Annotated in this window: 18 protein-coding genes and 4 pseudogenes; 7 read left to right on the top strand and 15 right to left on the bottom strand. The window is 41.4% G+C overall.

The genetic code is table 11. From position 1 onward, the window contains the following. Positions 1 to 18: 18 nt before the first annotated feature. The 6 genes from CJ483_RS18640 to CJ483_RS18615 all read right to left on the bottom strand — a co-directional run bounded on the left by CJ483_RS18640 (position 19) and on the right by CJ483_RS18615 (position 5,592). On the bottom strand, positions 19 to 1,365 hold the full coding sequence (locus tag CJ483_RS18640) for an MATE family efflux transporter (RefSeq protein ID WP_120036573.1): 1,347 nt from the start codon (positions 1,363 to 1,365) through the stop codon (positions 19 to 21). Then, positions 1,362 to 1,829, bottom strand: a complete 468-nt coding sequence (locus tag CJ483_RS18635) for a GNAT family N-acetyltransferase (protein ID WP_120036572.1) — start codon at positions 1,827 to 1,829, stop codon at positions 1,362 to 1,364. Before CJ483_RS18635 ends, CJ483_RS18640 begins: the two co-directional genes overlap by 4 nt. Positions 1,830 to 1,930: 101 nt before the next feature. Continuing rightward, positions 1,931 to 2,491, bottom strand: a complete 561-nt coding sequence (locus CJ483_RS18630; protein WP_120036571.1) for a TetR/AcrR family transcriptional regulator — start codon at positions 2,489 to 2,491, stop codon at positions 1,931 to 1,933. A gap of 150 nt (positions 2,492 to 2,641) precedes the next feature. After that, positions 2,642 to 3,898, bottom strand: a complete 1,257-nt coding sequence (gene cypC / locus CJ483_RS18625; protein ID WP_120036570.1) for a CYP152 family fatty-acid peroxygenase CypC — start codon at positions 3,896 to 3,898, stop codon at positions 2,642 to 2,644. Positions 3,899 to 4,092: 194 nt separating this feature from the next. Next, positions 4,093 to 4,896, bottom strand: coding sequence for a VOC family protein (locus CJ483_RS18620; RefSeq protein WP_259455819.1), 804 nt, complete (start codon positions 4,894 to 4,896; stop codon positions 4,093 to 4,095). A gap of 111 nt (positions 4,897 to 5,007) precedes the next feature. Next, positions 5,008 to 5,592, bottom strand: a complete 585-nt coding sequence (locus CJ483_RS18615) for a LysE family transporter (RefSeq protein WP_120036568.1) — start codon at positions 5,590 to 5,592, stop codon at positions 5,008 to 5,010. Positions 5,593 to 5,705: 113 nt separating this feature from the next. Here CJ483_RS18615 and CJ483_RS18610 point away from each other — a divergent pair, with 113 nt between their 5' ends. Continuing rightward, positions 5,706 to 6,260 carry a helix-turn-helix domain-containing protein gene (locus tag CJ483_RS18610; protein WP_120036567.1) on the top strand — a complete coding sequence of 185 codons (555 nt, stop codon included), beginning with the start codon at positions 5,706 to 5,708 and terminating at the stop codon, positions 6,258 to 6,260. A 152-nt stretch (positions 6,261 to 6,412) separates the two neighbouring features. On the opposite strand, the gene CJ483_RS24660 is transcribed toward CJ483_RS18610, so the two are convergent. The 6 genes and pseudogenes from CJ483_RS24660 to CJ483_RS18580 form a co-directional block, all read right to left on the bottom strand. Then, positions 6,413 to 6,571 carry a hypothetical protein gene (locus CJ483_RS24660; protein ID WP_182917107.1) on the bottom strand — a complete coding sequence of 53 codons (159 nt, stop codon included), beginning with the start codon at positions 6,569 to 6,571 and terminating at the stop codon, positions 6,413 to 6,415. A gap of 703 nt (positions 6,572 to 7,274) precedes the next feature. Next, positions 7,275 to 8,993, bottom strand: coding sequence for an FTR1 family iron permease (locus CJ483_RS18600; RefSeq protein ID WP_120036565.1), 1,719 nt, complete (start codon positions 8,991 to 8,993; stop codon positions 7,275 to 7,277). A gap of 12 nt (positions 8,994 to 9,005) precedes the next feature. Next, positions 9,006 to 10,276: pseudogene (gene efeB / locus CJ483_RS18595) on the bottom strand (iron uptake transporter deferrochelatase/peroxidase subunit). Between the two features lie 5 nt (positions 10,277 to 10,281). Next, positions 10,282 to 11,151 carry an iron uptake system protein EfeO gene (gene efeO, locus CJ483_RS18590; protein WP_120036564.1) on the bottom strand — a complete coding sequence of 290 codons (870 nt, stop codon included), beginning with the start codon at positions 11,149 to 11,151 and terminating at the stop codon, positions 10,282 to 10,284. A 497-nt stretch (positions 11,152 to 11,648) separates the two neighbouring features. Next, positions 11,649 to 13,000: pseudogene (locus CJ483_RS18585) on the bottom strand (glycosyltransferase family 2 protein). 185 nt (positions 13,001 to 13,185) lie between these two features. Further along, on the bottom strand, positions 13,186 to 14,190 hold the full coding sequence (locus CJ483_RS18580) for an ABC transporter substrate-binding protein (protein ID WP_120036563.1): 1,005 nt from the start codon (positions 14,188 to 14,190) through the stop codon (positions 13,186 to 13,188). Between the two features lie 164 nt (positions 14,191 to 14,354). On the opposite strand from CJ483_RS18580, the gene CJ483_RS18575 reads away from it, so the two are divergent. The 4 genes and pseudogenes from CJ483_RS18575 (at position 14,355) to CJ483_RS18560 (ending at position 18,007) form a co-directional block, all read left to right on the top strand. After that, positions 14,355 to 15,359 (top strand): FecCD family ABC transporter permease, encoded by a 1,005-nt coding sequence (locus tag CJ483_RS18575; RefSeq protein ID WP_120036562.1) that lies wholly within the window; start codon positions 14,355 to 14,357, stop codon positions 15,357 to 15,359. Continuing rightward, positions 15,356 to 16,410 (top strand): annotated as a pseudogene (locus tag CJ483_RS18570) (FecCD family ABC transporter permease). The gene CJ483_RS18575 and the pseudogene CJ483_RS18570 overlap by 4 nt, the downstream one beginning before the upstream one ends. Positions 16,411 to 16,428: 18 nt before the next feature. Next, positions 16,429 to 17,256: an ABC transporter ATP-binding protein gene (locus tag CJ483_RS18565; RefSeq protein ID WP_120036561.1), complete on the top strand. Its 828-nt coding sequence runs from the start codon at positions 16,429 to 16,431 to the stop codon at positions 17,254 to 17,256. Next, a complete protein-coding gene (locus CJ483_RS18560) occupies positions 17,240 to 18,007 on the top strand; it encodes an IucA/IucC family C-terminal-domain containing protein (protein ID WP_182917106.1) in 768 nt (255 codons plus the stop codon). The genes CJ483_RS18565 and CJ483_RS18560 overlap by 17 nt, the downstream gene beginning before the upstream one ends. A gap of 55 nt (positions 18,008 to 18,062) precedes the next feature. Here the strand turns inward: CJ483_RS18560 and CJ483_RS18555 are convergent, their stop codons facing one another. The 3 genes and pseudogenes from CJ483_RS18555 to CJ483_RS18545 form a co-directional block, all read right to left on the bottom strand. Beyond that, positions 18,063 to 18,314 carry a DNA alkylation repair protein gene (locus CJ483_RS18555; protein WP_120036559.1) on the bottom strand — a complete coding sequence of 84 codons (252 nt, stop codon included), beginning with the start codon at positions 18,312 to 18,314 and terminating at the stop codon, positions 18,063 to 18,065. Positions 18,315 to 18,433: 119 nt separating this feature from the next. Further along, positions 18,434 to 19,386 (bottom strand): annotated as a pseudogene (gene trhO / locus CJ483_RS18550) (oxygen-dependent tRNA uridine(34) hydroxylase TrhO). Between the two features lie 473 nt (positions 19,387 to 19,859). Continuing rightward, on the bottom strand, positions 19,860 to 20,621 hold the full coding sequence (locus CJ483_RS18545; RefSeq protein ID WP_120036558.1) for an SDR family NAD(P)-dependent oxidoreductase: 762 nt from the start codon (positions 20,619 to 20,621) through the stop codon (positions 19,860 to 19,862). A gap of 495 nt (positions 20,622 to 21,116) precedes the next feature. Between CJ483_RS18545 and CJ483_RS18540 the strand changes: the two genes are divergently transcribed. After that, a complete protein-coding gene (locus CJ483_RS18540) occupies positions 21,117 to 21,623 on the top strand; it encodes a sigma-70 family RNA polymerase sigma factor (RefSeq protein WP_120036557.1) in 507 nt (168 codons plus the stop codon). A gap of 26 nt (positions 21,624 to 21,649) precedes the next feature. Continuing rightward, positions 21,650 to 22,777 (top strand): DUF4179 domain-containing protein, encoded by a 1,128-nt coding sequence (locus CJ483_RS18535; RefSeq protein WP_120036556.1) that lies wholly within the window; start codon positions 21,650 to 21,652, stop codon positions 22,775 to 22,777. Positions 22,778 to 22,865: the final 88 nt, after the last annotated feature.

Here is a 22,865-nt window from a genome sequence, read left to right as displayed (position 1 = left end):
GCTTTTCATTGTTTCATCTTATCTTTGCACGGCCCTTACTTGCGCCTTTCGCTGATACAATAAAATGCTGACAAAGACCAAAAATTCAGATGCTGGAATGGCGAGCCAAATACCATTCACTCCTAAAAGCGGCGGCAAAATGAGCAAAAAGACGAACATCACAACAATTTCGCGGGCAGCTGTAATCCATATAGCCATGCGGACATTGCCGACAGATTGATAGTACGTCATCATTACAAAGTTCGTTCCTGTAAAAAGATAGGCAATGAAAAATAATTGGATGCCCAGAGTCGCAAGAGCTGTTACATCGGAGGAAAAATCACCGAATATTGAAACGATCGGCCCGGCCGCCAACTGACCAATAAAGAAAAAAGCAGCGCCTGCCAATATAGCAGTCAAACTGGCTTTTTGAACGGTTTCTCGCTTTCTCCTTTGATTATCAGCCCCATGGTAATAACTGATGAGCGGCTGTATCGCCGATCCCATCCCGAGAAACATCATCAGCATGACACTATGCACATAGTTAAGGATAGAAAAAGCGGCGACACCGTCTGTCCCGGCAGTCCGTTCAAAAGCAACGTTGTGGGAAATAGTAAAAACTGAGATACCTATTTCAGACAGAAAACTCGGAAAGCCGATCACAATAATCAGCCAAAACAGCTTTTTATCAAAGGTAAAGTGCACGATTCTTAAATTGCCTGATTTCTTCAAAAAGTGGCTAGCCAGCACGAGAATAGCAAGAAAGGCTGCGATTATGGTGGCGGAAGCAGCACCTGCCACTCCAAAGTCGAAAATATATAAAAATATATAATTAAGGATAATGTTTGCAGAGGCCGATACGACAAGCGCAGCCATCGAAAGATTTGGCGCCCCATCATTACGGACAAACACACTAAACGTATTTTCAATAGTAAATACAAAACCAAACAATAAAATGACATATAAATAATCCGACACATACGGAAAGGTATCTTGATTCGCACCAAGCGCATAGGCAAGAGGATCGCGAAGTAAAAAAGCAGCCAATCCAATTAGCAGCGTAAATAGAAAGATTGAAAACAGAGCATGTGTAAAAATTACCCGGGCCTCTGCTACTCTTTTTGCTCCCATAGCCATGGAATACTTCGTGGCTGCTCCAATACCAATCCAAAGAGACAGCGCTACGAAGATTGTGTAAACAGGAGCAGCAATTCCCACTCCCGCTAAAGCTTCAGGTCCCAGCCTGTTTCCTACCATAATTCCATCGGCCACAATATTAACAGCCATCAATAGCATGCCAATCATAGACGGAAGCAAATAACGCAGAAAGATGCGTCCGACAGGCTGCGTATCTAACTGATGAAATGCAGAGGTTGATGAGCTCATTCTATGCTTCTCCTTACTACGTTAAGTTCCATAACAAGTCCACAAACTAAACCGGCTTCATCCTTTTCTCCATTTAATGTAAAACCAAACTTTTCATATAAATAACGGGCTTTTGTATTTCCGGGATAAACACTTAAATATATGTGAACGCAATGGTAGTGCTGTTGGATTTCTTTAATTAAAGGTGAAAGAAAGCGGCTTGCATATCCCCTGCCCTGATACTTTTGATCAATCATAAAGCGGTCGAGCCATACACGTCTGGTTGTTTTATCACGCCCGTACATGGCATATCCAACAAGCCATTCACCATCATATAAGCCGACAGACTTCCAATGCGGTTCAAATTTAGATTGAGCCAAAGAAAACAAATTACTTTCAATAAAATCTTTTTGATGATCATTAACTGATAAGGAGGCTACTTCCATCCAGTTATCAGCTGTTACCTCACATATACGGAGGCTCATACTTCCATCTCGCTTTCAAAATAAATGTAAAACAACAAAACTATTTTTGTTTTATTAGTTTTTTATGGGAGGAAAAAAACCGGACTAAAAAGCCGGATTCTTCATGCTCGATCTTTTTTAACTAAGCCAAATAATAAAATATCCACAATGGAGTCTAACGCCTCCGTAACCGTTATACTATTTTCCAAGAAAAATTGACGGTCAAGAGTAGAGTTTGTTGCATCAATAATCAGTTTAATAAGCAAAGAGACATTTTGATCAATAATCAACCCTTCGCGAATCCCTTGTTCAATCAATTGACGGAGCGCATCCCACTGATTAAGCGCAGTATGAATTCTTTCCCATTGCTCTGGATAAGACTTCTTCATTTGATCCAAAATCTTCCAATCATAAAATTCATTATATTTAGGAACGACAGTAATAACCCCTTTTATTTTTTCCAGGAGTGACAATTCTGGATCGCGAACAATGGCTTCGGTTTTTTCATCAAATTCAAATAAAGTAGAATCAATGATTGCATCTAAAATTTCCGTTTTTGAAGAAAAATGTTCATACAGCGTGCGCTTGCTAATACCTAGCCTTTTTGCTAAATCATCCATCGTGAATTTCATGCTTTTATCATGAATCTCTTCAAGAAAAGCTTTCATAATACGAGATTTCATTTATCATCCTCCTTACAAGAAACTAAAAAAACAAAAAAAGTTTTCATCGTTTAAAAATAGTATAAACCATCCTTTCGGAAGATGCAATGAATCACTATTCCTACAAACGATCCTCACACAATGTCAGGATCGTTTGTAGAAGTTTTTCTCTTAGACAAGCTGGACATTCTTGATGATAAACCGGCTCTCAGGAAGGGATGGAATTCTGCTCATATCATAAGTTAAATCCTGCTCTGGCACATCGTATGCGACGTTCTTCGTTAAAAACTTCAGACTTTCCTTCATTACAAGAACAGTAACCCACTCTCCCGCACAGCGATGTCCCATATAATGGTCCCCTCCGCCTTGCGGTATGAAAGAAAATGGACTCTCCTTCCACTCTGCAAATCGCTCTGGCCGGAACTCTTCCGGGTGATCCCAAAGATCTGGATGGTGGTTTGTTCCGTAAATATCAAGCAGTACCAATGTTCCTTTTTTAAACTCGTAATCCTTCCACTTAAAGTCCTCTCTCACCCTTGCTCCCACAAACGGGCCAAACGGGTAGAAACGGCGGACCTCCTGAACAAACAGGTGGCTGTAATTGTCTTTATCCGCTTTTACTTTTTCTCTTACTTCCGGATAATCATGCAAAGCAAGAGCTCCAAACGTAACGAAACGACCGATCGCAACAATAGGTCTTAAGATATTGATCAGTTCAATGGCGGCCATTCGATCGTCAAGCATTTTCCCATTTAAGTCCCGATGCCAAGCGATAATGTAAGCCGCTGTATGTTCAGGAGGTTGCAACTTTTTAGAGCGAATTTGCTTAATCACCTTTTCAATCCATTTTTCTGATCTCGCACGCGCCTGCTTTCCCTCCCGATATCTTCCGCCAACAGCGGCAAAAGTATCAATCATTATTCCAAAATCAGCCGCTCGCTGCTTCACTTCTACTTCTGTAATCGGCACTCCTGCCCATTCGCAGGCAATCCGGCACATCACTTCCTCTGCTTCATGAAACAGTACGATTTCGCCTCTCTGTTTCCATTCAGGGGCTTTCGCCTGCCACTGCTGTTTAGTAATGTTTGCGAGGTCATCGAGACGTTTAGGTGTCATCATAGATAGAAACATCCGCTTTCGCTGTTTATGCTCCTCTCCATCCATTGTTTGAATGGCCTTCTCCCCAAACAACGTTTTTTGTACACGCTTTGGTGCCGCTCCCTTTCGTGTAAACAAATTTTCATCATAAAAAACAGCAGCGGCCTCCTCGCCAGCTATGCAGATGGCCTTCTGTCCAAGAATACGTGTTTGAAAAATATCAGACTGCAGCTCGCTGCGTCTTTCAGGAATAAACTCATACCCTTCCGCCAATAGAGCGAGTGTATGATCAAGCCCTTTTTCTTTAGGAATTGAACGACTGGATGCCATTAAGATCAGCTCCTTTAAAATTAGTTATGTACCTTCTTGATGCACAAACAGCCTTCTTCTCTGTAAACAAGCTGCCAGCTCTACAAAAAAGCAGCTTAAGCATTATCTTACCCTGACTTCTTCTTGATAAAACGAAGGTTCCCGCCAATAAAAAAAGACGTAGAGAGCTGAGCTTCTACATCTCTTTTAACCCATTAAATTTTCTCGATCTGATAAATGCCGCCAAATAAGCTAAATGACTCGCTCTTAATTGGGCTGGAAAGGGCTACTTGGAACGGTCTCTCTCCTCTCTGGCGAAGGACATCTGCCACGATTCCCTCACCGATCGGGCTTCCAAAAACTAATCGCCCGCCTTGAAGCTCTAATGACTGACATTTTGCCTGTAAGACCTCATCAATAAAGACCTCGCCAGCTTCTAGCTTCAGCCACTCCGCCCATTGTCCAATCTTTTTTTCCAAGTCACGGACAGCAAATGTAACATGAGAAAGTACAGCTTTAGAAGGATGCGGCTGGATGACCTTCCTCTCTATCAGCTCCTTCTTTCTCTCGGCGTCTTCCTCTTGCCATTGAATAATAAACGGCAGCTCCATCCCGCCGGCCGGATCCCCTATATAAAGAAGCTGCCATTCAACAAGGCTGCCATCAGGGCGCTTGCGGCTAAAAGACTCTGGACCATAAATCGTTAATCCTTTGTTCTTGAAGTGCTTTGCTGCGCCTTCAATATCCGTTGTTCGAATGGCTATGCGGGAAAAGCCTTCAGTGAATTGTTCTTCGGCAACTGTTTCAAGGAAGCTATGTCTGGGGTGCTGCGTTTGCCGCACAAGCTCTTTGTCATATGTACTTAAAAGTTCAATATAGCTTAAATCAAAATAACTGACCGCATTGTATGTTCCCCTGTTTTCGTGCACCCCGCCTTCAACAGCTGCAATTCCTTTCTCTTTCAAAAAGGCGATCGCCTTCTCTGGCTCTTCCACAAAGTGAACAAGATGATCAAACATAAAATTCACGGTAATTCCTCCTTTTCATCCCAATCAGAGCTTTTCTTTATTATACTGCTTTAGAAAAACAGATGGTTTTTTCCTGCTTGAAATCCCCCTCTGCTCATGACTCTATTTAACAAGAATAGAAAAAGCACTGTATACCAATAAGGCGGCCATTACTGCATTAAATGATCGTCTGTATTTTACCAAGAACTTTTGAAAAACCGAACCAAACAGGCTCCAGCTAAATGTGCTCACTATACCGACCATTCCTAAAAACAATGAAAAAAGAAAATAGCTGGAGTAGGAAGTGTAGTAAGGAAGAATGAAGGTGGAGACGACTGTAATACCAAAAAGGATGCCTTTCGGATTGACAAATTGCACCAAGACGCCTATCAAGAAAAAGTTCTGTTTATCTTGATTATTACTATTAGTATTTCCCTTACTCGTAAGTATTTTAAAAGCTAAATATAGCATGTAGACTACACCAAAAATAGTTAAAGGAAATTCAATGATTGGCATGACAGTTGTAAGAAAAAGATTAAAACAACTACATAATAACGCGATAATAAAAAACCCAACACCTACTCCTAAAGAGAATTTAACTGTTTTTTTCATTCCATGTTTATTGGCAAACGCCATTGCCATAAAATTGTTAGGTCCCAGGGTAAAACTGGTAATAATCACAAATAGCAAGAAGGAAAATACAGGCATTTCAAGCTCCCCTTTCACGATATATGTTATAATGTCCGAAACAGACAATATAACGTCGTGCTTTTTATTATACAAAATAAACGTTATAAAGCACAATATATAGGAGGGATTTGATGGAGGAAGTTCATCTTATTCTTGCAAAAAATTTAAAGGCTATTAGGGAAAAAGAAAAATTAAGTTTGGAAAAAGTCTCTCAATTAAGCGGAGTAAGCAAAACAATGATCGGGCAAATTGAAAGAGGAGAGTCAAGCCCAACACTAACAACGATTTGGAAAATTGCTAACGGATTAAAGGTTTCCTTTACCTCTCTCATTAATAATCCGCAGCCTGATACTAAAGTAGTTTTAAGAAGTGATATTCAAGTGCTGGATGAGGACAACGGCAGATATAGAGTATACCCATCCTTCCCCTTTCAAGAGGACAGGCGCTTTGAAGTTTACTCTGTTGAGATTGAAAAAGAAGGACGATTAAATTCTCAGGCTCACAAAGAAGGAACCGAGGAGTTTATCACAGTTTTCGATGGAGAAGTAACCATTTGTGTCAGCGAAAAAAGCTATAAATTAAAAAGCGGCGATTCAATCAGATTTAGAGCTGATAAGCCGCATACTTATTATAATTCTGGAGAAGCATTAACCCGATTAAGTATGACTATCTATTATCCAAACTGAGCAAATTCTCTTCTTCTTCTCTTGCTCAACAAAAAATATAACCACCCAAAAAAGCCTTACTTCCTCTAAATGAAAGTAAGGCTTTTGATTAAATTTTTATGATTCCTTTACTCCTAGCTGTTCTATTTGCTCAACGTCTTTTTCCGCAAATATCACAACGGGATGAGCCCTTTATCAGGAAGCGTAGCAACGATCCCTTTCTTGAACCATGACTCCAGCTCCCTGCTCTTTCTATTCTCTGCTTCTTGAAAAGACTGTTTATTCGATGTCTTTTCTTTCGCGTTTACGTTACTAGCTTGAAGTGAGAGCATACCCTGATTCCAGCTACTAGCGTTTTTCATATTACATTGCCTATTATTTGCAAGGATGGACCTATACAAATAAAAAAATCGCTCCACATTGTCTGGGCGATAAACCTGTTCATCTTTTAGTTGTTTTATATGAAATAATGGATGAGTCATTCTCAATTCAAATAATGATTAGGCCTTCGTACATCTTGCTCTTTATTTATAAATGTTGGAACCCATTAAAAATATACAAGAAGAACATTGATCTTCAATGCCTGTGCATGTAGTGACTACGTCTTTCTTTCCCGAGGCCTGGCCAGTGTACGATAATTCTTGGTTAACAAGCTGCCCGACACACGGACAATAGGTTGTCCAGCGCCTTAATTTATATTTTCCATCATTTCCTGCTTTTCTTCTTCTCCCCTTTACTTTTTATTAACACTTCCTTATACCCGGCCCCTCTCAAGATAAACTCCTTTCTCTTATTCGCTCAGCCCTTTCTCCAAATAATAGAGTACCTTAATCGCACCTTATTTTACATTAGGCAATAAAGGCTGAAATTAACCAGAAGGTTTACAGAGCTACTTAACAGTCAATTTTAATAGGTTAAGTGCCATATCAAAAACCGCAACACCTTGTAAAAGGCATTGCGGTCATCGTAAACATCATCCTTGATAAACAGGAACGCAAGGAACTAAGAATTAGATTAAAACTATATTTCTTTGATTCATGCTCTCTTATTCATCCACATAGCAGTCATTGCTATAATAGCGAGAAGTACCAATTGGGGAATAATCGTTTCCCATGTCGGATAAAAGCCGATCCAGCTAACAATCGGCAAGCTGTGTATTTGTGTCGTTCCAATATGGCCGGTTAACTGTAAAGCATGAATGCTCATACCTAATATCTTAAACGCCAGGAAATAAATTAAAATGGTGGCAATCTTAAAGAAAGGGCCAACAGCAATTTTTGTACTGTAACGGATGAGCAAAAAGGCGAATACACTCAAAATAACAAGAGCAAGCAAAATACCGGCAAGCAATTTGCCTGTACTTATTGATGGGGCCATCCCCATGTAGAAGATAACCGTTTCTGCTCCTTCTCTAAAAATCGACAGGAAGCTGACTAACGCCATCGAGATAATACTTCCTGTTGAAAGAGCGGTTCCCATTTGCTTTTGGATATACTGGTTCCATGCTTTCATGTTCGATTTTTGATGCAGCCAGACACCGACACCGATCATCATAACAACGGCTATAATTCCAGTTACTCCTTCAATCGTTTCCCGATTAGCCCCTGCTGTGGCTGCCGAAAACATAATATTAATGACTACAGCAGCTACAACACTCATAATGATTCCTGCAAGAGCACCGAGCCAAATCCATTTTTGATGTTGCGAAGCATTAGCTTTTCGTAAAAAGGCAATCAAAGCGGCTACGATCAGCAGGGCTTCCAATCCTTCACGAAGCATAATCAATGCAGCATCCCACATGGTGTAACTTTTCCCCTGCAACAGCTCAATCGATTGCTTGTACTCATTGATCTTCTTTTGCTGTTTTTCCACTACATTTGCATCAGAAGAAGAAAGCTTTCCGGCAATGATCGGAATATCACTTTCCAGCTTTGTATATAAACCGCCGTTTCGCGTTCGAACGTCCCCTTCAACTGACGGCCAAACTGTTAAGAACTCCTGCAAGAAAGAAACAGCTTCTTTAGGCTGATTATTATCAATGGCTTGATCTGCTTTCCCTAACAAATCAACTAATGTGTGTAAAGAGTAATTGTTATTGTTAGCTTTTATCTCCCTGCCAGAGACAAATCCATCTACCGCTTCTGCCAACTTGTCGTAGATGCCACTAATTTGCTCAAAGTCTTTCTCATCTTGTAACAGTGCTATTCGGAGAAAGCCCAACTGGGTTTCGATTTGCCCATAATAAGCAATACTTTGTTCGCGCACAATACTTTCGTTCCGGTTCCATGTCGACAAACACTTTTGGTATTGGGCATAGGCTTCCTCTGCATCTTTGTTTTTAATAGCTGTTTGCAAATCAGCTAAAACAGGCATAAATGCCGACTTCACCTCAAGTCGCTGTTCTTCTTCATCGACTGGGTTTTGTTCCTTATCAAACGCTACTAGCGCATGCGACATAACGGATAAAGCAGCGAGCATCGGTTCTTTTTTATGTTTGCCTGCTACTTTATTTACCTGCAAAAGGGCTTCATCTACTTTTTTTGCTTCTTTGCTGTCCGTTTGATCTACTTGTTTCCAATCTTTATTCAATTGAGCAACAAATGCATCTACCGCTTTCCAGTCCTCTGCTTTTGTTTTCATCATGGCATCGCCGACTGAGATAAATAAATCGCTGTAACTCTCCTCGGCGTGTACGGGTTGTATAGGAGAAAGCATATACAACAGCAAACCGAATAGGATAACAATCTTTTTCATCTAACCCTCTCCTTAACCAAACAACTCCGCTCCAAGGTAGCTCCCCTTTTTCACGCCTGGAAAACAGGCAAATAGTGCACTTCCACGATGCGTAATATATTCGTTCAATTTGTCCGCTCGGCCAAAACTATTTTGGATATTAATAAATTGTTTCGGATGCTTTTGAAACGATATAAACAACAACCCCGCATCGAACGCCCCCGTATTCGGATGGATTCCGTCTGAGTAGGAGAATGAACGTCGCAATAGACGGTCCTTCACTTGTCTTGCCAGATATACATGAGAATCAACAGGAACAACAGGCTCGCCGTTTTCTTTGCGTTCAAGTCCCATATCTTCAAATTCGTCCTCTTTCCCAAGCGGGGCGCCTGTGTCACGGTACCTCCCAAATGTGGCCTCTTGTGCCGATAAAGCCGTGCGATCCCACGTTTCCAAATGCATTTGGATTCGTCTTGCTACTAAATAAGTCCCCCGGCCATCCAGCTTTTTGATTCTCCCGGCTGAACCCAAACGACTTCATTCATTTCTTTCACATTGTCCACATTTGGATTACCTGTGCCATCTTTAAACGCAAATAAGTTGCGCGGCGTTAGTTTCTTCTTATTTTTCATCTCATAAGAGTTAAATCCCGTTTGCGACCAGCGCATCGTTACTTTTCCCCTTGCTGCGCGGACTAAATTACGCACCGCATGAAAAGCGACCTGTGGATCGTCTGCACATGCTTGAATGCAGATGTCACCGCCGACATAATTTGGGTCCAACTGATCTTTTGGAAAATGAGGGAGGTCCACTAGTTCTTTCGGCTTCATCTGTTTCAACCCGAGTTCTTTTTTCTCAAACAGGCTCGGTCCTACCCCGAATGTCAATGTAAGATGGGAAGCATTAAGCCCTGCTGCTTCTCCTGTATCTGCTGTAGGAAGCAGCTTATTCGCCGTATAAGGCTCCACCAGTTTGCCATTCATTAATTGAGCACTGTAATTTGTCCATAGCTGAAACATTTCCTTCAATTCTTTTTTAGACTTCGCGGTGCAGTTCAGCGAGACAAAATAGACATGCTCCGGATTCTTCGTTAAAATACCCGGCTGGTGCTTGCCGTAAAAATTAATTTTATTAGCTGCTGTTTGATCGTCATCAATAAACGGGTTCGCTCCAAAAGCCGTTAACGCCCCTGTCAGACCAGAAGCGCCGAGGATGACCCCGGCTCCTCCGATTCCGGCAAACTTTAGCACGTCACGCCGAGACACTTCTTTTTGCAAGATGGATTTTTCCTCTTGATTGCTCATTTATCTCACTCCACAACAATGGCCATTTGGCTTAAAGGTTCCCCTAAATGATCGACAGCTTCCGATAATGCTTTCGTATCTTCTTTCGTTAATGTTTCGTAAGACACATATCCGCCTTTTCCATCTTCGTACTTAGCTAGTAATCCATTTAATGTTCCAAAGTTTTCTTCTAATGTTTTAGCAAGCTCAGCATCTTTTTCTTGTAATTTTGGCTTAAAAATCCCGAAAATTTTCTCAGCGCCTTCAACGTTGGCTTTAAAGTCGTACAAGTCAGTATGAGAATAAATTTCCTCTTCTCCTGTAATTTTTGATGTAGAGACCTCATTTAATAAATCAACGGCCCCAGTAATCATTAAATCCGGTGTTACATCAACTGTTTCAACTTTTGCACGAAGCTCTTTTACATCTTTTAATAATTGATCGGCCACGGCTTCATATCCTTTAGTCGTTCCGTCAACCCAAAGACCTTTTTCAATTTTATGGTAGCCGGACCACTCTTCTTCTCCTTGCCCCTCTTCTTTCACGTCTGCCAAACGAGCATCAATGCGTGGATCCAGATCGCCGAAACTCTCTGCAATAGGTTCTGAACGTTCAAAATACATCCTTGCTGGTGCGTATAGCTCTTTCGCCTTCTCTACATCACCTGCTTTGACTGCTTCTGCAAACGCTTCTGTCTGAATAACAAATTGGTCCAGCTGCTCTGAAGCAAATTCCTTGTAAGTATTGACTTCTTTATCCAGCTTGTTCGCTTGCTCTGCTTTCAAGCCCTGACTCGCTTCTTTGCTTTCCGAGTCCTTTGACCCGGCATCTCCACACCCAACTAAAAGACTGCTTGACAGCAATAAAATCCCTACATTTCGGACTATTTGATTCATTTGTGAGACCCCTAATCTTGTATTTTTGTATTCTGATGATTATTAATGATAATCATTGTCAATTATGTTGTCAATGTTGTTTTTTACCGGTTATTTTAAAGGAAACAATCTATCTCATTCTCTCTTTAATTTCCTCTCTTCGCATAGGGTCAGCCACTTAAAAAAGGAGGGCAACAGTCCGTTTATTATATATACTTGAGTGTTGATTTTCACTGCAGACAGGCGGTCCGTAAGCCTCCTCGTCTCGTGCACCCGTTCGAGTCTTCATCGGGAATCGTTTATCCCAGCTGCTGCTCCCTTCTTCTATACTATGGGCTAACTTTAGAGCTTTAAATATTACACATGCGTACAAGTAATAGAAAATGAAAAAGCAGCAAGCAGAGAAGTCTCCTTTTCTGCTTGCTGCCGGTTATCCAAACATCCTTCTTTCTTATCAAAGAGTTGGAAAAAACCCTCTTCCGCATTAAAAACCGTACGGTGGCTTTATGGAAGTCCACTTATTGCCACACACGTTTTAACTTAAAAAGCTCCTGCAAATATCCCCATACAGAAACTGGAGACATAATCATTTGATAACAGAGAATAAATAAAATGAATCCTCTCTTGTTTTTTCTTACTCTTAAATGAAGATTTTTAAATACATACTGTTTCTGGTAAATGTACAATGAGCCGTAACTGACAATAGTTAAAGGTAAAACGAATAAAGTCATAGGACCCACAATCCAGTAAAAACCAAAAAAGGCTAAAATCAATCCAGGAATCCAACAAAATGTATAAATGAAGTCTAAATAAGGCATGATCAAGTTAATTCCCGTTAAATATTTGGTATATAATTGTGGCTGATTCCATGGCTTCACTTCAATTAGTCCTTCGATCATCCCTCTTGCCCACCTAGAACGCTGCTTAACAAAGTGATTAAACGTAGGAGGCACATCTGTAAAAGCTACAGCTAAAGGTTCAAAATACACCTTCCACTCGTTACGTAACAGCCTCCAAGTTAATACGATATCTTCGCCAATTGCATCAGGCCACCCTTGAACTTCTCGCACACATTCTGTTTTATACAAGCTGAAAGCCCCCTGTGCGACGAGTGTACCTTGATATAACCCTTGCAATCTCTTTATCGAGGCAATCCCAAGAAAGTAATCCCACTCCTGTATTCTCTCCAAATTGTTTCTCGGCTATTGCGAACAAGCATCGATCCAGCTACTGCACCTACATTGGCAGGGCTGCTTTCTATCCTTGACACTAGATAACGAATAGCTGATGGATGGAGCAGCGTATCTGCATCAAGAGTAATAACATAAGGCGTGGTTACATACTGCAATCCTTTATTCAACGCATGGAACTTACCAGGCTTAGCCTCATGCAAGAGGGTAAGATTTAAATTCAGCTCTTTCTTCGCCCTCATAACTTCCTGGCAGGTATGATCTGTTGAGTTATTATTGATGACAACCGTATAGATTTCTCCATCATAATCTTGATTAGCTACATATTGAAGGGTGTCAAAAATCGTCGCTTCTTCATTGTAAGCGGCAATAAGCAAGGTTACCGCATCAGTTGGATGTTCATCTTTTAATGTTGGCTGCCGGTCTAGTAATAAGCTCATTATTAGAAAGGCATTCATGTAACCTGGAACGTAAGCGATTCCTCCAATAATGAAAAGAGCTAAAGGAAAAGAGACAATGGAAGACAAGTTCTCCAGCCAAGGCAATGAAAGATAAATAGAAAAAAGCATCCATCCAACAGAAACAGCATGGCTTATCCAGAATTTCATCTTAATAGATATGTAGAAATGATTAGCTTTTGGTTTAAAACTAGGTCTGATAGGTGATAAATTTGGTTCCATCCCTTCCCTCCTTCATGTCTTTTAACCTAATCTATTCCCTTATAATGGAACTTAATGACTATCTTAACATAGAACATCTCCTTCCTTACAGTTAAAAAATAAAATTTTTGTCTGCACAAAAAACCTCCTTATTTTAATAAGGAGGTTTTTATAGACAAATCCTGGCTATATCGCTTGAAAAAAGCTTACTTCTCAGTTAAAAAATATTTCTCAATATCATCCAGGAATAAATTAGCTGCTACTACGCCGCCCGCTGTATTCCAGACAGCATCGTCCACTTTATGGATGTTGTTATTTTTTACGACATTTAAGTTTTTGAATAGCGGATCGTTAACCCATTCTTCTTCTAACTTCGGTGCCTCCCCTTTGCTTTCTGCCGGGTCATATGTGAAGTAGAAAAGAATGTCTCCATCCATTGCAGGAATACGCTCTTTCGTTACATTTTTCTCAGCGAAATCCGGCTGCTCCTGGCCCTTCGGACGGGCAAAGCCTAATTGATCTAAAATAACGCCGGAGAAAGTATCCTTGTGATAAATCCGAACATCACCAGGCATGAAACGGACAATAGAAACTTTTTGGTTCACTTTGTCACCAAGCTTGCCTTTTAATTCTTGGACGCGCTTGTCAAAGTCAGTAATTACTTGGTTTCCTTCTTCTTCTTTATTTACTGCTTTCGCATAAAGTTTAAAGTTTTCTTTCCAATCACCGCGCAGCGTTTCTGAGTAGACCGTCGGAGCAATCGCGCTTAACTGCTCGTAAATTTTTTCGTGTCGCATTTTATTGCCGATAATTAAATCCGGTTTCAATGAAGCAATAGTTTCTACACTTGGTTCACCTTCATTCCCAACACTTTTAACACCTTTCATGTCATCCTCAATATGTTTATACCAAGGGTTGCCTGTCCATGATTGTACAGCACCTACAGGTTTTACTCCCAATGCCAAAAGGGCTTCCGTGCCTTCGTTTGTCAGAATGACAACACGTTTAGGATTACCTTTGATTTCTGTTTTTCCCATGGCATGTTCTACGGTGTAAGGTTTGCTCTCAGTTGTGTTTGCTTCATTCGACGCTTTATTATCTTTCGAAGGTTGCTTTTCTTCATTGCCGCAGCCCGCCAGTGCAAAAACAATGACTAGCATGAATGCTGCCAACAGCGATGAAAAGCGATTGCGTGTAAAATATGTATGCATATATTTTCCCCCTATATGAAAATGATTTTCATTTACATGTAGATATTATGGGATGGGAAATGTTTTGTCAATGAATAATTGAAAATGATTATCAAGATCATTGACAGTGCTTTTCTCATCTCTTACACTTAAAGAAAAATAGGTATATTGGGAGAGAAAAATAGATGCTGTTGAGACACACGGAGGGAAAAGCCTTTGGACTGATAATTAGTGGAGGAATATTACTTATTTGTATCGGTCTTAGCATCGTCATGGGCTATACAAATACAAGCATAAAAACAGCTGTTCAAGCATTTCAGCATTTCAATGGCTCAAATGAACATATTATTATTCAAAATGTACGTCTTCCCCGGGCATTAATCGCTGCTGCCGTAGGAAGCAGCCTGGCTATAGCGGGGGCGTTGATGCAGGCATTAATGAAAAATCCGCTTGCTTCTCCTGATATTCTTGGAATCAATGCAGGGGCCGGCTTTTTTATTGTAGTTGCATTGATGGTGTTTTCCGTTAACTCTCTTCATGCATTTACATGGATAGCATTTGCCGGAGCGGCATCTGCTGCTTTTATCGTCTACTTCTTCAGCGGGACAGGAGGCGGCGGACTTACCCCCATGAGATTGACGCTTGCAGGCGCGGCCATCGCAGCGCTGTTTTCCTCTCTAACCCAGGGGCTGCTGGTAATGGATGAGTCGGCTCTTGATCAAGCCTTATTTTGGCTTGCCGGATCTGTACAAGGTAGAAAACTAGAAATTCTTCTTTCTGTTCTTCCCTATCTTGCAGCAGCTACGATCGTTGCTTTTTTCATGGCTCAGAAGATTAACATCTTAACGATGGGTGAAGATGTAGCGAAAGGACTTGGCCAGCAGACAGGCGCAGTGAAACTCATTGTTGCCATTTCCTTCATCCTGCTCGCGGGCGGCTCTGTGGCTGTAGCTGGCCCGATTGGGTTTATTGGTATTATCGTTCCTCATATTGTTCGCTCATTAGTGGGCAATGATTATCGCTGGGTATTGCCTTATTGCAGTGTAATAGGCGGAATTTTACTTTTGGTGGCTGATATCGGTGCCCGCTATGTTATCATGCCAGAGGAAGTTCCGGTCGGAGTAATGACCGCTTTTATTGGCACACCCTTTTTTATCTACATTGCACGTAAAGGAGGCCGTGCCTCATGAAGAAATATTCTCCGCTTCGCTTAGGCAAAGGAAACATTTCATTGCTTCTTGACTGGAAAGCACTCTGGATCAATATTGGTTTTATTTTCTTACTGCTGGCTGTATTTCTTGTCAGCACCGGAATGGGAGAGCAATTTCTCCAGCCATGGCGTGTTCTCAATGTACTGCTCGGACAAGGAGATGCTTTTGAGCAGCTGATCGTTAATTCCTTCCGTATGCCCAGGATTCTGATCTCTGTTCTCGTCGGCATGAGTCTGGCGGCGGCAGGGGCTATTTTACAAGCTGTTGTAAGAAACCCTTTAGCCTCTCCTGATATTATCGGGGTAACCGGCGGAGCGTCTGTAGCTGTTGTTCTTTTTTAGTCCTCTTTACTGATAGAAGCAATGCTCTGACAGTCAGCATCCATTGGCTGCCGCTAGGCGCCTTTATCGGTGCAGCCGTCGTGACCTTTCTCCTTTATCTACTAGCATGGAAGGACGGTCTATCTCCAGTCCGCCTTGTATTAGTCGGAGTGGGAATGTGGGCATTGATGAAATCTTTGACTACTTTATTTATGATCTTGGGGCCTATTCACCAGGCAAGCCAGGCAAATGTTTGGATTACAGGCTCTGTTTACGGATCAAACTGGAAAAATGTTTGGATATTGGCACCTATCACCATTTCCCTTCTGATCATTGTGCTTGTAATGATTAGAAACATTAACATTCAAGACCTTGGGGAAGAGATCGCCACAGGAGTAGGAACGAATGTACAAAAGCAGCGTTTTCTTTTGCTGCTGATCAGTTCTGCTTTAACCGGAAGCGCAGTTGCGTTTGGAGGCGGTATCGGCTTTGTTGGCTTGATGGCTCCCCACATCGCCAGAAGACTTGTCGGCTCCTCTTTTGGAGCGTTGCTGCCTTTATCCTCTATTATTGGAGCCATATTAGTCTTAATGGCGGATTCAATCGGGCGGACATTTTTCCTCCCTGTTGAAGTTCCGGCAGGCGTGTTTACTGCAGCTCTTGGAGCCCCTTATTTCATTTATCTTTTATATAGGCAGCGAAATGCTTAACAAAGGAGCGGAAAGTATATGCCAGCACTAGAAACGAAGTCGCTTACATTGTCTTATGGAGATACAATCATTATTGATGAATTGGATTTACACATTCCTAAAGGTGAAATTACGGTCTTTATCGGCAGCAATGGGTGTGGGAAATCTACGCTTCTTCGCTCGTTAGCTCGCTTGCTGAAACCGCAGTCCGGTTCTATTTTGATCGAAGGAGAAATGGTATCAAGTCTTCCTACAAAAGAAATTGCCAAGCGGTTAGCCATTTTGCCTCAAGGGCCTGTGGCTCCTGAAGGGCTGACTGTTTTACAACTCGTCAAGCAAGGACGCTATCCTTATCAAAAGTGGTACCGCCAATGGTCTGAAGAAGATGAGAGGGTCATCCATAATGCCCTGCAAGCAACGGGAATGGAAGCTTTATCTGACCGTTTAGTCGATTCGTTGTCGGGAGGCCAGAGACAACGTGCCTGGATTGCAATGACGTTAGCGCAGGACACCGACATCATCTTGCTTGATGAGCCGACAACGTATTTGGACATGACTCATCAAATTGAAATTCTTGATCTCTTATTCGAGCTCAACGAACAAGAAGGACGTACCATTGTCATGGTGCTTCACGATTTAAATCTTGCTTGCCGTTATGCCCACCACCTCGTTGCTGTAAAAGACAAGAAAGTCTATGCTCATGGAAAGCCAGAACATGTCATGAGCCCTGAATTAGTGAAAACCGTCTTTAATATGAATTGCGAGATAACCGTCGATCCCCTTTTCGGGACTCCTATGTGCATCCCTCATGGAAAAGGGAGATATGTGGCGGCTGAGGAGAAGAAAGACCATGAACTCATTTACTAATGAAGAATTGGCTGTTCTAGAAGAGAAGTATCGCTTAACCACACGGACTGCTTCTTCCTCCTTAACAATTCAAGCAAACGGTCTACTCGATGATCAACAACTATGCTCTTATTTACTGCAAGTCAAAGATAAAATCAAAGCAGCTAACACGACTGTGGCTGCTTCTCTTTTTATCAAGAGGTACAGTTTTGCTATATTAATTGCCCTCTATTCGATGAGCGTTCTCAATAAGCGACTGGACTTTTCCTTTCGTAATATATGGATTGAAACGTTGGATGAAGAAGAGCCATTATGGCTGCCTTCTTTCAGGTTTTCTCATTTAGCCGCCGATGAACCGGGCAATGTCGACCGTGTGAAATGGAGAGAAGAGGCCATTCAGCAAATATTCGGAGGCCATATTGATCTATTGTTCACTCATGTAAAAAGGCAAAGCCGTCTGTCCAAGTTAATTATGTGGGAAAATCTCTATACTTATATTCGCTGGATGTACGAAAGCCTGCTAAACACCCCAGAGTATCATGGCCAACATGAGACTCTTGCCAATGATTTTCATTATCTTGTTAAAGAAGGAGCTGGATCACTGTTCGGCTCTTACCATCAAAATCCATTGTTAAGATGCGAGAGTTCACAACAGCGCGTTGAAAAAAATGGAACAGTCATTCAGAAGCGCAAAACCTGCTGTCTTTCTTATTTAGCGGGATCGAAAGGCAAGCGTTGCAGCGTATGCCCGATTGATTGTACATCTAAATAACGCAAAAACAGCCAGTTCATGAAACATGAACTGGCTGTTTTTAATAGTCCTCCTCTTAACTCTGTTGCTTTTCCCCAAACTTAATAAACATCATTTCATCTTCAACTAAATTGCAGACCGCACAATGAATTCTGCGTTCGGGACCGTTATAGGTTGCATGGAAAGGACCAGGATCACTTGAGCCTTCGAACCGCTCAATCACCTCTCCTGTCTGAGGATCTAGTTTGACTCCATGAGCGACCTGTTCGACAATGTTGAATCTGGAACGGTTCGTCCTGCAGTTTGGACAGCAATAACGCGTACTCATAAGAACCCTCCTATGCATAATTATGTCAATTATCATGTCCATAAGAAGTTTCTATTATTCATCCGCTTGAACAACGAATGAGAGGATCCTGTCAGATCCTCTCATTCGTTGTTCTCTATTTATTCGTTAATTTGTTCTAATCTGCTTTTTACTTCTTCCTCAGTTAACCCTTGTTCTTTTACATACAAGTTATTCGGATGTGTTCTGCATTCATGCGTACATCCGCGCAAATATTTATGCTCGTTTTCTTCCGTACAAAAAATCCGCTTATCACATTCAGGGTTGGCACAATTGACGTAACGTTCGCACGGTTCACCGGTAAAGTGATCCCGTCCTACTATCACATGTTCGACGCGGTTAATAGGGACACCAATCCGGTCATCAAAAACATAACACTGTCCATCCCATAGCCTTCCCTGCACTTCGGGGTCTTTTCCATATGTCACAATCCCCCGTGAAGTTGGTTTACATCTTCAAATCCTTCCTTCTTCAGCCAGCCGGAAAACTTTTCACAACGAATGCCGCCTGTACAATAAGTTAGAATCTTTTTCCCTTCCAACTCGTCTTTATGCTCGCGTACCCAATCGGGAAGCTGGCGGAATGCCTGAATATCGGGACGAAGAGCTCCTCGGAAGTGCCCTAAATCGTATTCATAATCATTTCTTGCATCGATGATGACTGTATTCTCTTCTTGCATCGCTTCAAAAAATTCTTTTGGACTTAAATAGTTTCCCGTCAGCTCCTGCGGGTTCACATCATCATCAAGCTGCAGTGTCACTACTTCTTTTCTCGGACGAACGTGCATTTTTTTGAAAGCATGTTCATCTGCTTCATCTATTTTAAATACCATCTCTGCAAACCGAGAGTCTTTTTTCATCGTTTGCATGTATTGTTCTGTTTGCTCAACTGTTCCGGAAACCGTTCCGTTAATTCCTTCCGCCGCTACGAGAATGCGGCCTTTTAAACCAAGCTCCTCACAAAACTTCAAATGCTGCTTGGCAAACTCTTCAGGATTCTCAATGGGAACGTACATATAATACAGCAATATTCTATATGGTTTAACATCATTCATCTTATTTCTGCCACCTATCTATTTATATTTGCAGGATATAAATACACTAAGCAATATACTCCTTAAATATGCTGACTGCAAGTGGAATTTATTGATACTAATCCTTCCTCTTTAAATAAGCTTAGTGTATTGACTCCGTGAGATTAACTTATCGCCCTCTGTCTCCACGGCATTTGTTTTCATCTAGCCCATAAGCTTCTGGTGTTTGAATAAAGACGGCTCATTACAGTTATAGTCGCCGATTCGTTCATACTTATCATTAACTTTTTCTTTTCGTGTCTAAGGAACAGAATACTTCTTTCCATCGTCCATTTTACCAAAAAGCTGATCGGCTTCACTGTTTACTCGTTGAACAGGAAATAAGCCGTCCTTTGATAAGGACGGCGCCGATTATAGAAAAACTCTAGCTTGTACACCATCAAGATGATTGTAATATCTATGCTTCCATCTTCATATTCTCCTGTTCGGCCTTTCTAGAAATTCATTTTAGATTGGCCGCCGTCTACATTAAGGCTTGCTCCCACGATCCATGAAGCTTTGTCAGATGCCAGAAAAGCAACGACGTTAGCCACTTCTTCTGGAGTGCCGAAACGCCCCGCCGGAATATCATTTTTCACAAACGCTTTAATTTGTTCCGGATTTTCTTCAAGCCGTCTCTTCCAGTTGCCGGTTTCATGGAGTATGCTTCCCGGTGCCACGCTGTTTACACGAATCCCATCAGCAATGGCTTCGTCTGCAAAAGCTTTTGTAAAACTGATCAAAGCTGATTTGGCATTGTTATATGTCACCTTGCCGCCGCTCTCTCTTCCATATACAGATGTGATATTGATGATCGCCCCGCTCTTTTCCTTCTTCATATGATCGGCTGCTAGCTTGCTTAAATGAACAGCTGAAAAATAATTCAGCTCCAGCGCTTCATGGAACAGCTCCATCTCCGTATCCATTGCCCTTCCCCCGTTGCTGCCGCCTGCATTGTTGACCAGAACATCAATTTTCCCCTTTTGCTCCATAAAAGATTCCATGAGCTTCTCCCGTTCTTCGGGATTTAAAATATCCGCTTGAAAAATAGAGACATGATGATCCAGCTCTTCTTGTGCTTTTTTCAATGATTCTATGCCACGGGCGGCGATCGAAACATTCGCTCCTTCACGTATGAAAGCTTGGGCAATGGCTTTTCCAATTCCCTTCGAGCCCCCGGTGATCAGTACGTTCTTTCCTTGTAAGTGCAAATCCACCCATCTCACTCCTCTTTGCTTTTATATTAAGTAACGATTATGTATGCTAGCTGTTTTCATTATACCTGTGTCAGCGACTGATTTACATTGATAGCGCTTGTCTTCTTCCTATACATCATTGATAAAAGTCCCCTCCTCTTACTGTATACTTTGAACTGACGTTTCTATATTTTATTAAGCCCAATTTTTATGCTTCCTGCACGAATGATGCATTTTTTATTGCCAGGGTTTGTTAAAGAGCCATGTTGTTTTTTTAATAGTTGATTTGAACGGAAGACAGTATTCCGGCTGGAAAAGCGAGTCTTGATAAGACCTGCAGGAGCATATGAGGCGAGGAGGCTCGCGGACCGCCCACGAAAAGCGTCTACCGGCAGAGAAAAGCAACAACCAAGTGTAACAGAGCCTGTTACTAAAAAGATTCTTTCATAAATGATAGGAAATGACCCTTTCTTCCGTATTAATCAGTGAAAATGTTTTTAGAAAGGTGGTAAACCAATGGATGATAGGATCATCGTTAAGCAAATTACTCGTAAAAAAGACATAGGTTTGGAAATGTTAATCGATCATTATGCCGGTCTCATCACCGCTATCGTTCGAAAACACTTAAGCGGTTTGAATATGTATGAGGAAGAGTGCATCAATGATGTGTTGTTATCTGTCTGGAACAACATTGAAAGCTTTGACCAAAAACAAAATTCGTTTAAAAACTGGATTGGGGCTATCGCTAAATATAAGGCGATTGATTATAAGCGCAAGTATATGAAAGAAAGGAAAAATATTAGCTTATCACAAGTCGATCCCCCGGCCTCTGCAGACTCCCTTCTCCTGCAGCATGAATTGCAAGAAGAAATCGAGGAGTTACTCAGCCATTTGAATGAAAAAGACCGGCATTTGTTTAAACAATATTACTTAGAAGATGTCCGTTTGGAGAAGATCGCCAGCCACACTCAGACGACGAAAGATAATTTGTATAACCGGCTATCAAGAGGACGAAAAAATTGAAAGAAATTATGAGATAAGGTGGTGCCATGATGAAAAATCCATATGAATTGTTAAACCAAGTTGATAGCAGATCAGAGCAATACGAAGAAGTACAATTAAATGCGGCTGAGAAAACGAGACTAAAGCAATCATTACAAGCAAAAATCAAGCCTCGAAAAAAGAAAAATCGAAAACTTTTACTTGCAGCTGCTTTTATATTGGTAACAGCAGGCCCTCTTATGCTGAGCAATGATCAAGTATGGGCCTCTCTATCAAAAGCTGGAAAGCAGATTGAATTATTTTTTAACAAACCAGAAAATGAGTTTACCGGCTATAAACAAATGATAGAGAAAACAGCTGCAGACCAAGATGTCCACGTTACACTAAATGAATTAATGCTTGATGACGGCCAAATCCTGCTCAGTCTGAATATAAAGTCAACAGACCCGAATAGGAAGACCCCTATTCAGCCAGGAGAACTTCAAGTAAAAATCGGAGAGCTGGCATTCGCCAATGCCGCTTATACTCTGCATAGGGAGAATAAAGAGACAGAAGACGGCAGCTGGAACTACTTATACTCCTTTGATTTAGATCATATCGACACAAATGGAGACGGCGTGAATGACAAAGCCTTCCAAATTCTCGATTATATGGATTCACAAAAAGATTATCCTGTAACGATTACTTTTCAGACGATGGAATATGAAAAGGAACATGGCACTAAGTCTGGGAAATATTCTGATTCGTTCGGGGAAATTAAAGGGCACTGGGCCTTCCAAACGACGGTCAACGGCGCCAATATTCAGTCTGACACAACCGTTTATCGTGTAGATAAAGAAATAAATATTAATGAAAAAGGCATTGAAGGAACGTTGAAAATAAAAGAAATCCGCGTATCCCCTGTCTCTGTAAAAATACATCATACGTTTGAATATAAGAAAGGTACAAGTGAAAGCCACGCTATCCACCTTATTCTTAAAGATGAAAAAGGCAAGCTTCTTCTAGGAAGCGGAACGGGAGAAAGCTCACTCACCCTATCCGAAATGAGTGAAGAGATTGAATTAGACCATAATATTCGTAAAATTAGCATCACCCCAAGTATCTTTAATTATAAGACAGAATCTCAACAGCCTTTGAAGGATCAATCGTTTGAAGTAGATGTAACAAAGCAGTAAGGAAATGAACTGTTCATTGTTTGGCATTTCTTCCTTATCCTATATTTTTCACACAGCGAGCGTGTCTAACACTGCTCGCTGCTTGTAA

The sequence above is a fragment of the Bacillus sp. PK3_68 genome (genome assembly GCF_003600835.1).
Classification (GTDB): domain Bacteria; phylum Bacillota; class Bacilli; order Bacillales; family Domibacillaceae; genus Pseudobacillus.
This window is presented reverse-complemented; position numbering and strand designations above follow the sequence as displayed.